12 protein-coding genes are annotated in these 14,215 nt (G+C 34.1%); all 12 read right to left on the bottom strand.

Features of this window, described 5'->3' with window-relative positions; genetic code table 11:
• Complete coding sequence (gene cobA, locus GQ47_RS07890) at positions 1 to 789, bottom strand: uroporphyrinogen-III C-methyltransferase (RefSeq protein ID WP_035647043.1); 789 nt, start codon at positions 787 to 789, stop codon at positions 1 to 3.
• A gap of 6 nt (positions 790 to 795) precedes the next feature.
• Entirely contained in the window at positions 796 to 1,368 is a 573-nt protein-coding gene (locus tag GQ47_RS07895; protein WP_035647044.1) for a molybdenum cofactor guanylyltransferase, read from the bottom strand.
• A 254-nt stretch (positions 1,369 to 1,622) separates the two neighbouring features.
• Positions 1,623 to 2,369, bottom strand: coding sequence for a sulfite exporter TauE/SafE family protein (locus GQ47_RS07900; protein ID WP_035647046.1), 747 nt, complete (start codon positions 2,367 to 2,369; stop codon positions 1,623 to 1,625).
• Between the two features lie 135 nt (positions 2,370 to 2,504).
• Entirely contained in the window at positions 2,505 to 3,677 is a 1,173-nt protein-coding gene (glp, locus tag GQ47_RS07905) for a molybdopterin molybdotransferase MoeA (RefSeq protein WP_035647048.1), read from the bottom strand.
• A 167-nt stretch (positions 3,678 to 3,844) separates the two neighbouring features.
• Positions 3,845 to 4,093, bottom strand: coding sequence for a DUF6755 family protein (locus GQ47_RS07910; protein ID WP_035647049.1), 249 nt, complete (start codon positions 4,091 to 4,093; stop codon positions 3,845 to 3,847).
• 15 nt (positions 4,094 to 4,108) lie between these two features.
• Positions 4,109 to 4,621: a QcrA and Rieske domain-containing protein gene (locus GQ47_RS07915; protein ID WP_035647050.1), complete on the bottom strand. Its 513-nt coding sequence runs from the start codon at positions 4,619 to 4,621 to the stop codon at positions 4,109 to 4,111.
• A gap of 10 nt (positions 4,622 to 4,631) precedes the next feature.
• Complete coding sequence (locus GQ47_RS07920; protein ID WP_035647051.1) at positions 4,632 to 5,201, bottom strand: 4Fe-4S dicluster domain-containing protein; 570 nt, start codon at positions 5,199 to 5,201, stop codon at positions 4,632 to 4,634.
• Between the two features lie 19 nt (positions 5,202 to 5,220).
• Complete coding sequence (locus GQ47_RS07925; protein WP_035647052.1) at positions 5,221 to 7,437, bottom strand: molybdopterin oxidoreductase family protein; 2,217 nt, start codon at positions 7,435 to 7,437, stop codon at positions 5,221 to 5,223.
• 145 nt (positions 7,438 to 7,582) lie between these two features.
• Complete coding sequence (locus tag GQ47_RS07930; protein WP_035647053.1) at positions 7,583 to 8,632, bottom strand: hypothetical protein; 1,050 nt, start codon at positions 8,630 to 8,632, stop codon at positions 7,583 to 7,585.
• A 30-nt stretch (positions 8,633 to 8,662) separates the two neighbouring features.
• Positions 8,663 to 10,255 (bottom strand): magnesium transporter MgtE N-terminal domain-containing protein, encoded by a 1,593-nt coding sequence (locus GQ47_RS07935; protein ID WP_035647055.1) that lies wholly within the window; start codon positions 10,253 to 10,255, stop codon positions 8,663 to 8,665.
• A gap of 19 nt (positions 10,256 to 10,274) precedes the next feature.
• Positions 10,275 to 11,753: an MFS transporter gene (locus GQ47_RS07940; protein WP_035647056.1), complete on the bottom strand. Its 1,479-nt coding sequence runs from the start codon at positions 11,751 to 11,753 to the stop codon at positions 10,275 to 10,277.
• 213 nt (positions 11,754 to 11,966) lie between these two features.
• On the bottom strand, positions 11,967 to 13,439 hold the full coding sequence (locus tag GQ47_RS07945) for an MFS transporter (RefSeq protein ID WP_035647057.1): 1,473 nt from the start codon (positions 13,437 to 13,439) through the stop codon (positions 11,967 to 11,969).
• Positions 13,440 to 14,215: the final 776 nt, after the last annotated feature.

Consider the following 14,215-nt stretch of genomic DNA (forward strand, 5'->3'; position numbering starts at 1 on the left):
TTATAAATTTAAATTTTGAAAAATGAATTCATCATCAAAATGTTCCTGAAAATATTCTGTCAGTTTTGATGTATTTTTCACTACTTCGCCAATCACAATAATCGCCGGCGATGAAATATTTTTTTCGGATACCAATTTAGTAATTGTACTTATAGTTCCGATTACTTTTTGCTCAGAATTTTTCGTTCCGTTTTGAATTATTGCAATAGGAAGATCATCATTTCTGTTTTCCTGATAAATCGAAATGATTTCGTCTAACTTATGCATTCCCATCAAAATAACAACAGTCGCCGCCGATTTTGCAGCCAAATGAACGTCTTTAGACAATTCGTGATTAGACGTCGTTCCTGTAATTACCCAAAAACTTTCCGCAATTTTACGCTGTGTCAGACTAATTCCTGCCGAAGCCGGAACACCCAAAGCAGACGAAATTCCTGGAACAACAGCCGTTTCCAAACCAAATTTTACGGCATAATCAATCTCTTCGCTTCCTCTTCCAAAAACAAAAGAATCACCGCCTTTTAAACGAACTACATGTCCATGAACATTCGCCATTGAGACTATCAAATCGTTGATCTGATCTTGCGTGTAAGCATGGCAGCCTAAACGTTTTCCAACAAAAACAATTTCAGCATTTGATGCATATTCTAATAATTCTTCGTTTACCAACGCATCATACAAAACTACATCGGCGCTTTCTAAAGCTTTAATTGCTTTTAATGTAATCAATTCAACGTCACCCGGACCTGCGCCTACGATCGTCAATTTTGGGGTTTTAAAACTTTGCATAATCTTTTAGCTTAAATTGATATTCAGATCATTTAATTCGTCAGCCGAATTAATATTAGTCAGAGGAAAGTTTTCACTTTCTTCAATATTGATGATTTGATGCGGAATATTAGCAAACAAATTCATCATTTTCAAATCGTCGTTATCAATTGCGCCTTTGATAACAGGCAATATTTTTTTAGAATAAATTCCGATCAACGGATGTAATCTGCTTTCTGAAGCAAAAACTGTAATTTCTGCTTCTGTATTATGTTTAGAAATTAATTCCTGTAATAATTCGGTTGAAATCAATGGAATATCGCAGCTTAAAATCAAATTAAATTCGGTTTCAGAATGAGATAATGCCGTGTAAATTCCGCCTAATGGTCCTTTATCTGCAATTAAATCGGGTATTTTTTCATACTCCAAATAATCATATTCTTTTGATGCTGTAATCAGTTTTATATTATTTGTAATAGGCAAAATCGCCTTAATTATATGTTCAATAAATGGTTTTTCCTGAAACAGTACTAATCCTTTTTCAGACTGCATTCTGGAACTTTTTCCTCCGCAAAGAATAAATACTGTTAGTGTTTCCATTGTTTTCTGTTTACTTCGTCCGTTCGGCTTTCAGCCTTGGGTCAGGTTAAATTGCGATTTATTTACCACAAAGAGTGCTAAAATTTTTATCATTTGTTAACTTATAAACACAAAGTTCTCAAAGTTAAATCAATACAAAGCTTTGTGTGCTTTGTGTTTTCGCACTTTTGTTATAATAATATCATTATGTTTTTCGTGGTTTTAGATTCATTATCTAATTATCTAAATGTCTAATTACCTCAATTTTCTCTTTTTTAAGGAAAAATCAACTTAACACTTGCCATCAAAATCACAGTTCCTAAAACCATTTTTAAAGTTCTATTCGAAAACTTTCCGCTTCCGTAAAATCCCCCTAACATTCCTCCCACTACTGCAATTGGAACCAAATAAAAACTTTCCATCGGAATTGCTTTTCCTGCTAAAAAGAATCCCAGCATTCCTGCAAATGAATTCACAAAAATGAATAAACTCGAAACCGCTGCCGATTCTTTTACTGAAGCCCATCCTAAAAACAATAAAATCGGGCTCAAAATTATTCCTCCGCCAATTCCAAGCATTCCTGATAATAAACCAATTGCAAAACCAATTAGTAATGCAAACGGAAGATTGATTTTTACTTCTTCTTTCTCTTTAAAATTAAAGATTCCGAACAATCTTAATGCCGCAAAAACTAGTACGATTCCCAAAACAATTTTATAAATCGCATTATCTAAAGTTATAAAACCTCCGATAAATGCCGCCGGAATTGAGGCAATCGCAAACGGATAAAAAAGCTTTGGTTTGAAATAATTATTTCGATAATAAAATAAGAACGAAATACTCGAAACAAATAAATTCAGCAGCAATGCCGATGGTTTCATCACCGAAATCGGAAAAGCAAAAATGCTCATCAATGCCAAATATCCCGATGCTCCACCGTGCCCAACACTAGAATATAAAAATGCAATTATAATTAAGGCAAAACTGAATAATAATATGTTTTCGGAACTTAAAATGCTCATTTGGTATTTGTTTGTTTCAGGTTTAAAGTTTCAAGTTGACTTGGCTATATGTTTTTATTTATATACTGCTTTTCATCTTCAATAACTAAAATCTTTCTTCTTGGCTCTTTATTCTATTTTCTTAAAATCTAAAATTTAGTCAATTGGCAATAATGTTACTAACTGACCTTTTTTATAATTCTCAATTTCTTCCGGAACGATTAATAAACTGTTTGCAACAGCAAATGTATTTAGCATTGCAGAGCTTTGTCCGTCTAAAACCGTTACGCTTGTTTCGTCGTATTTAGCTTTTAAAAACAATGTTTTTCCTGTGTTGTTCTTAATTTCCGAATTTAATTTTCGAACTACTTTCGGCTTATGAATTTCCGAAAATCCTATTCTGTTTTTTACTGCTGGTGCTACATAAATGTAAAAATTAGTCAGTGACGAAGCCGGGTTTCCCGGAAGTGCAAAAACTAAAGTTTCATTTTTAGAACCAAAAAACATTGGTTTTCCTGGTTTCTGATTGATTTTATAGAAAAGCTCTTTTACGTCGTTTTGCAATAATGCTTCTTTTACAAAATCATAATCCCCAACTGAAATACCGCCCGAAATAAGAACAATATCGTATTTATTTAAAATGCTTTTCAGCGCTTTTTTTGTTGCTTTCAGATTGTCTTTTACTCTGTAAACTTTCGTTTTTTCAATTCCGATTGTTTGAAGTCCCGCTTCAAGCATAACCGAATTGCTTTCGTAAATTTTACCTTTTTTTAATTTCTTTCCTGGCTGTACTAATTCGTTTCCAGTCACTAAAATCGCAACTTTCGGTTTCTTATAAACCTCAACTTCTGTGATTCCTAAGCATGCTAAAAAACCAATTGCAGCAGGTGTAATCAAAGCATTGGCTTCAAAAACGACATCATCTTTAGCTATTTGTTCTCCTTTTGGACGCACATTAGAAAATTTTTGAGGCATTTCAGCAATCAAAATTGAATTGCTGTTTGCCATTACATGCTCCTGCATCACTACTGTATCGGCATCATCAGGAACGTGAGCGCCTGTGAATATTCGAACAGCTTCGGTCGATTTTAATTTTATATTTGAATGATCTCCGGCTTGCGAAATCCCAACAACGTCATATTGATGTCGAATACTGTGTGCAAACGCATATCCATCCATCGCTGATTGGCGAAATGGAGGCATATTGATTGGCGAAATCACTTTTTCTGCTAAAACATATCCTAAAGCTTTACTTACTGAAATATGTTTGGTTGGCATTTTAGTACTATTTGCTTCAATAATCGCTATGGCTTCTTCAACTTTAATCATTACCGGTATATATTTAAAAGCAAAAAATACTTATTACAAATATAAGTATTTTTACTTAGTTAAGATCATTAAATATCTTAATTCCTTAAAAAATATAAATTTAGCGCATTTAATGTAAATAGATTCATAAAAAACCAAAATAGCTTTTTGAAATTAAGAATTTCATTTTATTTATTCCTAAAATTTCCTTTAGGAAGATAATAAAGCCAAGCAAAACCAATTAAAAATAAGATGGAAGAAGCTATAAAAGCTGGAATTAAAATTTCTTTATTATTGTCTAATGCATTATTCAAAGAGGCATACAAAAGCCAAATCTGAATGCTTACATTTAGAATTAAAATAAATATAAGTGTAGAAAGGATATTATTAAGTTTATTAGGGTTTGCACGGTTCTGGCTTCTTCTAAAAGTACTCATGATTCAAAATTTAAATTAGCTTTCTTTTTTTTCGATTAGTGCTTTTACAAAAACAGCATTTTCTTTAAAAACAACTTCCAATTGCGGCAATGCTCTTGGCGGAGGCCCAGCAATTACATCACCTGTCATAGCATCAAAAGAACCTTCATGGCAAGGACAATGTATAATTCCGGTTCCGGGTTTATAAAAAACAGAGCAAGAAAGATGCGTACATTTTTGCTCATAAGCTCTAAATTCTCCATTTTCCAGGTGAACTAAAATATAGGGAATTGAACTTCCTTCAATCACAAATCCTCTTGTTCCTCCCACGGGAACATCTTCTTTATTGCAGATAAAATGTTCGCCTTGTACTTCTTCTTTTGGTAAAAAAAGTGCTTTTGCAGTAACAAAACCGGTTCCTACCATTAATCCGCCGGAAACAAAAGTTAGGAATTTAGCAAAATCGCGTCGGCTGACTTGAGTTGATTCTTGTTTTTTTATTGGAAAATCTTTTTTCCAGTTTTCATTTAAATTATCTTCTTTAGACATGACTTGTCATTTAATAAATTCGTAATTCTGTACTGCCTTTTGGCATCATAATATTGACCTTTGTCGTCACTTTTTCGTTTCCGAAAATAAAATTATTGACTGGCGAACTGTTTGGTCTCATTTCTTCTATTTGTTCTCTGGTACCGTAAAACAATGCACCGCTCGGGCAAACTGTTGCACACATTGGTTTTTTACCCACGCTTGTTCTGTCATAACACATCGTGCATTTCATCATCAAATCGTATTCTTCGACTTTTTTAGGCACTCCAAAAGGACAAGCCATAACGCAGTTCGAACACCCAATACATCTTTCTGTACTTGCTGTATGTACAACGCCAAATTCATCTTGCGAAATTGCATCTGCCGGACAAACATTAGCACAAACCGGATCTTCGCAATGCATACAAACCTGAACTGTTGTCTGGATTGTTGAAGCACGATCTACATAATTTACGCTTATTAAGGTTTGTTGACCATTGGTTTCACATTCTGCGCAAGCCATTTCGCAGGCTTTGCAGCCAATGCAGCGCTGCATGTCTACAAAAAATTCTTCGTTGGTATTAAAATTCGTTAAATTCATACAATTTCATTTTTATAGATTAAACACTTGCATAAGCTTCAGATTCTTTCGCTGGCGGAGCAATTGTTCCTTGCGGAAATAATTGACAGGCGCAAACTTTAAACTCTGGAATTTTAGAAATTGGATCTAAAGTTCCCGGTGTTAATTGATTCGCCGATTTATGTCCCGGCCAGTGGTATGGAATAAAAACTGTATCTTTTCTAATGGTTTCTACAATATTGGCAGGAAAAACTCCTTCGCCTCTTCTGGTAACGACTCTAACCAATTCACGCTGTTTGATATTATAATGTACTGCCATTTCTGGATGGATTTCTACCATTGGTTCCGGAAACTGATCTACTAATTTTCCTATTCTTCGGGTTTGTGTGCCGCTTAAATATTGCGAAACAACGCGTCCTGTTGTCAATGTTATTGGATATTCTTCATCTGTAACTTCTCCCGGAAGTTTATATGGTGCAGGATTAAAATGCGCTTTTCCGTCTGGAGTTTTAAATTTTCTATCTTCCCAAAGTCTTGGTGTTCCCGGATGATCTTCTGTTGGACATGGCCAGAAAACGCCCATATTATCTTCAACTTTTTTATAAGTAATTCCGAAATAATCTGCCGTTCCGCCTTTTGAAGCGACACGCAATTCGTTGAAAATTTCTTCACTATTTTCATAAGTGAATTTATCTTCTTCGCCTAATCTTTTCGCAATTTCAAGTAAAATTGAAGTATCGGTTCTGGCTTCTCCCGGAGGCGTAACGGCTTGTCTGATTCTAATTACTCTTCCTTCTGCAGAAGTTGTTGTCCCTTCTTCTTCTTCCTGTAAAGAACCTGCCAAAACAATATCAGCATGACGTGCTGTTTCATTCAAAAAGAAATCAATACAAACGTAAAACTCTAATTTTTCAAGAGCAGAACGCACATAATTATTGTTTGGAAGGGATACCAACGGATTAAAACAAATGGAAATTAATCCTTTGATTTCATCTCTATGAATCGCTTCAATTATTTCATAAGCTGTAAGTCCTTTTCCTGGTAAATCTTTTTCATCGATTCCCCAAACCTCTGAAATGTATTTTCTGTGTTCCGGATTTTCAATATCTCTGTTTCCCGGCAATTGATCGCATTTGTGTCCGTGTTCTCTTCCGCCTTGGCCATTTCCTTGTCCGGTAATAGTTCCATAACCGCAATAAGGTCTGCCGATTCTTCCTGTTGCTAAAACGAGGTTAATACATCCTAAAACATTATCAACGCCTTTTGAATGGTGTTCAATTCCTCTTGCGTGCAGTAAAAAACTTGTTTTTGCTTTTCCCCATAATTCGGCTGCCGCTTTTATTTTTTCTTTGTCAATTCCGGTAACTTCTTCTGCCCATTCTAAAGTATACTCTTTTACAGCGTCGATCGTTTCCTGAAATCCTGAAGTATAATTATCAATAAAATCATGATCTAACATATCGTGATCAACCAAATATTTCAACATTGCGCCATATAAAGCCGAATCTGTTCCGGGCTTTACATCTAAGTGAATATCGGCAGTTCTTGCCAGCGGAATCATCCTTGGGTCAATTACAATTAATTTTGCTCCGCGATCTCTGGCTTTCCAAATCCAATGCGTCAAGGTTGGAAAAGTCTCACTGATGTTTGCTCCAGTCACAATAATAACTTCAGCATATTCTAAATCAGAATAATTGTTTGAAGCACGATCTAAACCAAATGCCTTTTTATTTCCAGCTCCGGCGCTTACCATGCAAAGTCTGCCGTTATAATCCAGATTTCTTGTTTTTAAAGCAACTCGGGCAAATTTTCCAACTAAATAACTTTTCTCATTTGTCAATGAAACTCCGGATAACATTGAGAATGCATGTTTTCCGTATTTTTCCTGAATTCTTTTTATTTCAGAAACCGTTTTGTCCATCGCATCATCCCAGGAAATTTTTTCAAAACCTTTTCCTTCTACTCTTTGTATTGGATGCAAAAGTCGATCGGGGTGATTATTTTGTAAATAACGCTGAACACCTTTTGGACACAAACGACCTTCATTAAAAGGGAATTCCATCCAAGGTTCAAAACCAACTACTTTATTTTCTTTTACTAATAACTGAATTCCGCATTGCATTCCGCAAAAACAGCAGTGCGTTTTTACAACGTCATCCGGTTCGTCTCTTCCATTATAGCCATCTACTGGAGCGTAGTTTAAATGTGGTCCAAAGTCATCTATTATTTTCTCTATTGATACTGGTAGTTTTGCCATGCTTTTTTTGTTTGTTTTGTTTCAAGTTTCAGGTTTCAGGTTCTGTGCGGAACTTGAAAACTTAAATTTGAACCTTTTATAAATTTTGTCTTCAGGTTACATGTTCAGTACGAAACTTGAAACTTTAAACCTGAAACTTTTTAAATTATCCAAATAAATTTCCGCCTTCTAATCTGGCTTTTAAATGTGCTTGTGCTAAGCGTGATCTTTTTCCTTCTGGGCTTAAATCAAGATGAGAAGTTCCATCTTCGTGGGTAAAATCAAAACCTAATTGTTTGGTTACAATTTTTAAATCGTCAATATGAAGTTTTGTAGCGAATTCTTCTCCGGTATGCGGACAAACCGCCATTCCTTTTTTAATTCCTTCTTGTTTGTAAATATGTGCTCCAATTTGTGCCGGACGCTGAATGATGTGAAAGAATTTTCCAAAGGGAATCCAAAGCAAAAACATAATTACTGTTACACAATGAATTACAGCAAGGAAATCATATGCGAAACCCTTCATGAATTGATACGAATAAGTCAAACACAATCCTGTAACTGAAATCGCTATTAATAAAATAAGTGGCAATAAATCGCCTTCAAAAGTTTGGGTTGCAATTAATCCCGGATTGGTTAATCTTCTTCTTAAATAATAAACAGATCCAATAATTACAAGCCATGAAGACCAATTTAACGCATGAAATATTAAGAAAGCCAAAAATGAATTTATTTGAAAATCCATCATTTTGAATCCGAAGAAATGTGCTTCGTAAATTGAAATGGAATTAGGTGCCAATGTAAAGTGAATCCATCCAAACGTAAGTGGAATTGTAATTGCAAAAGCTGATAAACATCCTATAGCAATGCAAAAATGGGCAAACCAGCGCCATTTGCTTCTCGGATAAATAAATCTTTGAACTAAAATATTCTGTACTGATTCTTTTCCCAAAAACCATAAATGTGAAAACACTTTTCCAGTAAACAGGAATTTTAGACTTCTTTTAAAATACATCCAGGTTGGAGGTCTTTGTAGCCAAACGGTGTATCGATAAACGATTCCAAAGAATGCAAATACAGTTCCGAAGAGGTACGTTACGAGAGCAGCATCAAAATTTTGCAATTGTCTTGAGCCGTAGAACACGAGTACAATAGTAAGTATTGAAACTAGTGTAGCAACAAGTAAAGCTTTGGTATTAAACGTTTTATTTTTCATCCTTAATTTTTTATTTTAATGATTACTTCTTTAACTTGGTTTCTCGCAATTCTTACGATTGTAAAACCACCAATTGATACCTGTAGCTAATATAGTGAAAAAAGAAACACCAATAAAGAATTGATTTACAGTACCATTAGCAGAAATATTATTACCTATTAATTTAGAAAAGATAAAAGGACCAAATGCAGCTATTGCAGCAGTCCAACCAATAACTCCGGCTGCCTGACGTGGATTTTCTTTAAAAATGATTGGATATTGTCTAAAAGTACCGGCATTTCCAATTCCGGTGAAAAAGAACATTCCTAATATTACAGTCACAAAAAGCGGAAACTGGTCCATACTTGTTGGTGCAACTAATCCCTGAGTTACTAAAATTACTGCTCCAGCCAAAATTCCTAAACCTGTTATAGTTGTTAATATGGCACCTCCTACTTTATCTGCAACAAAACCAAAAGCAATTCGGCTGGCAGAACCTATTAATGGACCATAAAAAGCATACACTAAAGGATCTGGCGCATTTGGAAAATCTCCGTATAAAAATTTAATCATTAATGGAAAAGCAGCTGACAATCCTGCAAAAGTTCCGAAAGTCATTACGTAAGTAATTGTGCAATACCAAGTATGTTTGTTTGAGAAAATATCCAATTGCTCTTTTACTGAAGCTTTCATTGGAATACTTCTTAAATAAAACCAGCTCACAAATGCCATAATTATTAGAAAAGGTGCATACCAAAATGCTGCAGATTGCAAATAAATTGGTTTGTTTTTTACCGCTGTATTTTCGGCGCTAATGTTGTTTATTATTTTCTCAGCCAATTTGGGATTTGCATTTGCAATCGCTTTTGCTTTTGCCTTAACAGGAAGTGAAACAAAAACAGTTGCATTATCATGAGAGTTCACGGCCGTACTCACAGAGTCAACAATATTTTTCTTTACGTTAGATAAAATTTTTGTTTGAACTTCTGAATCAAGAGCAGCAAAAACTTCTTTTTGTTTTTCTATTGATGAGTTTTGAAAAACCGTTAACGTTTCTTTCGGATCGATACTTGTAAAAACGGTTGAAGCTCCAAAAATTCCAACACTAATTACCAATGGCGTAACAAATTGCGCTATTGAAACACCAAAATTTCCAATTCCTGCCTGAATTCCTAATGCAGTTCCTTTTAATCTCTGAGGAAAAAATAAACTTGTACTTGGCATATAAGAAGAAAAATCTCCACCGCCAAAACCAGTTGTAAAAGCCAAAACTGCAAAAACCCAGAAAGGCGTATTTACATTCATAATCGCAAAACCAATTCCGATTACGGGAATTAATTTAATTGCTGTCGCCAAAGAAATAATATGTCGCGTTCCAAAAATTGGAAGCAGAAATGTGTGAATAATTCGCAATAATCCGGCAGCTAATCCGGGAATTGCGGTTAACCAAAAAAGCTGATCTTTTGAAAAATTAAATCCTAATCCGGGTAATTTTACTGCTATAACACTCATCATAAACCAAGAGGCAAATGATAACACTAATGTAATTGTTGTAATTGTTAAAGTCCTCCATGCAATTTTACTTCCGCCAGCATTCCAATACGCTTCATCTTCGGGGTTCCATTTGTCTAACCAAGTTTTCATTTCTATTTTAATTTAATTTTTAATGATTGTCTTCTATTTCTCTTGTAAAATCGGGTGATTTACTTCGCATCGCATTTATGATTGTTCTGTGCATCCATACCAAACAAAGAACAGAAACCAGAAATATGAATATCCATGAGCTTGTCCAGAGTCCGGTATAATTGAGGAGATAGCCAAAGATTATTGGACCTAAAAAACCTCCCAGGCCACCAATCAAACCAACCATTCCGCCCACAACTCCAACTTCATTTGGAAAATATTCCGGAATATGTTTGTAAACAGCCGCTTTACCAATTCCCCATGAAATTCCTATCAGCGTTACCAAAATCACATACACCCAAAGATTGGCGCTGAAGTTGATTTGGGTAATTCCTTTTGCCAATAATTCTTTCTTTTTTACTTCCTGATTTTGTTGTACAATGATTTCCTGCCAAGATTTTTTTACAGGAAAAACAGAAGATTCGCTATTTATTTCGAGATCTTTTTTATTGTTGATTTGATGTGTTTTTCCGTTGACAATTATTTTATCTGCCGAAATTTCTGTTACCGTTCCGTTACTTAAAGACATAACTCCGGGTCCTGCAGTAAAGATTTCCATTTTTGGAAACATCAATAAAAAACTGATTACGATTGAAGAGCCTAAAACCCAATACATCACTTTTCTGGCTCCAAATTTATCCGATAGATAACCTCCAAAAGCTCTAATAACTCCTGACGGAAGACTGAACATTGTAGCAAACATACCACCCATTACTAAAGTGGTATTGTAGACATTCATAAAGTTTGGAAGAAGCCACTGCGAATAGGCTACAAAAAATCCGAAAACTAAAAAGTAATAGGTTCCAAAACGCCATACTCTGGCTTTTTTGAGCGGAGACATAAGCTCTCCCATTGTTTTTGAAACACCCGGATTCGTTTTGTTTTTAGCAAAAACAATAAAAAGAATTCCGATAATTACTAATATGGATGCATATATAACCGGAAGCATTTTCCAGCCGTTAAGCGGATTACTTTCAGATAAATTATTTAATAATGTAGGTGCAATAAAAGTGGTAATTGCAGCTCCGGTATTTCCCATTCCGAAGATTCCTAAGGCTCTTCCCTGCCATTCTTTTGGATACCAAATTGAAGTGTATCCGATTCCGACAGCAAAACTGGTTCCAACTAATCCGAAGAAAAAACTCAGAATTACAAAACTCCAAAACGAATCTGCAAAAGGCATTAAGAAAAGTGGCACTGAACATAACAGGAGCAAAACAGAAAAAATAATTTTACCGCCATATTTGTCTGTTAAAATCCCTATTGGAAGTCTGAAAATTGAGCCTGAAAGAATCGGAATTCCTAAAAGCCATCCGATTTCAACAACTGTAAAATTGAATATTCCTTTATCGGCCAAAAAAGTGATCAAAACGCCATTTAAAGTCCAGCAGGCAAAACACACTGTAAAAGCAAGTGTATTAAGAAATAAAATTCGGTGCGATTGAGATAAATTACTCATAAACTATCTAGATTACTTGAATATAATTGAGTAATTCTCCTCAATTATACAAGCAAAATTATAGTCTGAGATGCGTATTTAATATGACATATATCATATAAAAGATAATTATGTCTTATTTTAAAACATCCTAAATAACAAAAATAATAGTACAAAAAAAGCCTTTTCTATTTTAAGAAAAAGGCTTTTTTTATGTTTAATTTTAAAAGAACTTTAATGTTTTCTATCCATATCTTTAGCATACTCTGGCGATTTCTCTTTCATCAATTTCACTACAACGCGATGCATCCAGATTAAACAAATAAGTGAAACTGCCAAAATGAACATCCACGAACTTGTCCAGAAACCCGTTGTACTTAAAAGATAACCGAAGATAATTGGGCCAACAAATCCGCCTAAACCGCCGAGCATTCCAACCATTCCGCCAACAACTCCAACTTCATTTGGAAAATAATCCGGAATATGTTTGTAAACTGCTGCAGAACCAATTCCCCAAGCAGAACCAATCAGAATTACTAAAACCAAATAAATCCACATATTGGCTTCAAAATGAATTTGAGTAATTCCTTCGGCTAATAAATCTTTCTTTTGAACTTGCTGATTTTGTTCTACAACTACTTCCTGCCACGATGTTTTTGAAGGCAAAAATTTGCTGTGTTTTGCATTTTTATCTTCTTGTGTTATAGGATATGTTTTATCTCCAATAACAATTTTATCTTTCGCAACTTCAGTAACAGTTCCTGCTTTTGCGGCGGTAATACCTGAACCTGAAGTTGTAATATCCATTTTTGGAAACATCAAAAGAAAACTTAAAACAACTGACGAACTCAAAACCCAATACATTACTTTTCTGGCGCCAAAACGATCAGATAAAAAACCTCCATAAGCTCTGATAACTCCAGATGGCAAACTAAATATGGCAGCGAAAATTCCGCCCATAACTAAAGTTGTGTGATATACGTTTAAAAAATTAGGAAGCAGCCATTGTGAAAAAGTTACAAACGAACCAAAAACAAGAAAATAATATAACCCAAAGCGCCAAACTCTGACACTCTTAAGTGGTTTAAAAACCTGACTTACGGTTTTTGGAGCGGCTTCAATTTTTTTGTTTTTTGTAAAAATCAGAAAGACAATTCCCATTGTAAGCAGAACACTTGCGTAGATAACAGGAAGCCATTTCCAACCATTTTCAGGATCGCTTTCGGAGAATTTTGTCAATAATGTTGGTGCTAGAAATGTTGTCAAAGCAGCACCTGAATTTCCCATTCCAAAAATACCCAAAGCTCTTCCCTGCCATTCTTTTGGGTAATATACTGAAGTATATCCTACTCCAATTGCGAAACTGGTTCCTACCATTCCAAACAAAAAGCTCAAAATAGCAAACGTCCAGAAATTGTAAGCAAAAGGCAAGAGAAACAACGGAATAGAACTTAAAACCAATAAACAAGAATAAACGGGTTTTCCTCCAAATTTATCTGTGAGAATTCCCATTGGCAAACGCATAACAGAACCCGTTAAAATTGGAATTCCCAAGAGCCATCCAATCTCGACGACACTCCATTCAAAAATACCACGATCATTTAGAAAAGTTACCAAAACTCCGTTTAGCGTCCAACAGGCAAAACAAATTATAAAAGCTAACGTATTAAAAAACAGAATGCGATGAGATTGTGAAAGATCAGCCATAGAAAAATAGTGTTAGAATTATTACTTTAATATTTAACCTATAAATCAATATTACAGAAAGTATAAGAATGGTTTTTCCTGCAAAAAATAAGAATAGATTAAAATTAGAAAAAAATCATCTAAAACACTAATAATAAACAAGATAACCGATTAAAGTAATTATATACTTAATCTGTCATTTTATCGATTAAATTTTACAAAAACATGTTCTGTGACGTTTCTAAGCTGTTTTTGATACTTTAACTTATTTTACAAAGCATTAAAAACAAGCAATTTAAATGTAAAATACTACAATTTTAGATTGGAAATAAAAAAACTTTTAACATTTTTTTAAGCAAAGCGAAATCACAAAAAATTGATTATCAATAAATTAACATCTATTTTTAGATCGTAAAACAATATACATAAAGACTTTTTCAAAAAAAATCATTTAAATTTTTGGTTTTTATTATATTAAAATTAACTTTGTCTATAGGATTAGTAGAGTTTAGATTTTTATTGAAAACCAAAAAAACTATATTTTGAAAACAACCGAGAGCATATCGTATTTAAATCTTCAAAAAAAATATACTTATAACAATTGTTGTTATATGTGCTTCTGTTGCTAATTCATCATGCAATACATTCGTCATTTGATCCATTACTGTAAGTCAAAAACGAAATTCAAATTCACCCGCAAATTACCTTTATTGAAAATACAAATATCTGGCTGATGCATATTTTGCATTGTGATGATTTTTTGAATATACCCCTATTTTAAAAAGAAACTAATTAAC

It is taken from the genome of Flavobacterium sp. ASV13 (genome assembly GCF_000745775.1).
In the GTDB taxonomy this organism is placed as follows: Bacteria; Bacteroidota; Bacteroidia; order Flavobacteriales; family Flavobacteriaceae; genus Flavobacterium.

Excerpts from the sequence above, each read along its gene's own strand:
- GQ47_RS07895 (WP_035647044.1), bottom strand. The coding sequence starts at position 1,368 with ATGGAAACACTAACAGTATTTATTCTTTGCGGAGGAAAAAGTTCCAGA.
- GQ47_RS07940 (WP_035647056.1), bottom strand. The coding sequence starts at position 11,753 with ATGAGTAATTTATCTCAATCGCACCGAATTTTATTTCTTAATACACTT.
- GQ47_RS07915 (WP_035647050.1), bottom strand. The coding sequence starts at position 4,621 with ATGTCTAAAGAAGATAATTTAAATGAAAACTGGAAAAAAGATTTTCCA.
- GQ47_RS07910 (WP_035647049.1), bottom strand. The coding sequence starts at position 4,093 with ATGAGTACTTTTAGAAGAAGCCAGAACCGTGCAAACCCTAATAAACTT.
- cobA (WP_035647043.1), bottom strand. The coding sequence starts at position 789 with ATGCAAAGTTTTAAAACCCCAAAATTGACGATCGTAGGCGCAGGTCCG.
- GQ47_RS07930 (WP_035647053.1), bottom strand. The coding sequence starts at position 8,632 with ATGAAAAATAAAACGTTTAATACCAAAGCTTTACTTGTTGCTACACTA.
- GQ47_RS07945 (WP_035647057.1), bottom strand. The coding sequence starts at position 13,439 with ATGGCTGATCTTTCACAATCTCATCGCATTCTGTTTTTTAATACGTTA.
- GQ47_RS07920 (WP_035647051.1), bottom strand. The coding sequence starts at position 5,201 with ATGAATTTAACGAATTTTAATACCAACGAAGAATTTTTTGTAGACATG.
- glp (WP_035647048.1), bottom strand. The coding sequence starts at position 3,677 with ATGATTAAAGTTGAAGAAGCCATAGCGATTATTGAAGCAAATAGTACT.
- GQ47_RS07935 (WP_035647055.1), bottom strand. The coding sequence starts at position 10,255 with ATGAAAACTTGGTTAGACAAATGGAACCCCGAAGATGAAGCGTATTGG.
- GQ47_RS07900 (WP_035647046.1), bottom strand. The coding sequence starts at position 2,369 with ATGAGCATTTTAAGTTCCGAAAACATATTATTATTCAGTTTTGCCTTA.
- GQ47_RS07925 (WP_035647052.1), bottom strand. The coding sequence starts at position 7,437 with ATGGCAAAACTACCAGTATCAATAGAGAAAATAATAGATGACTTTGGA.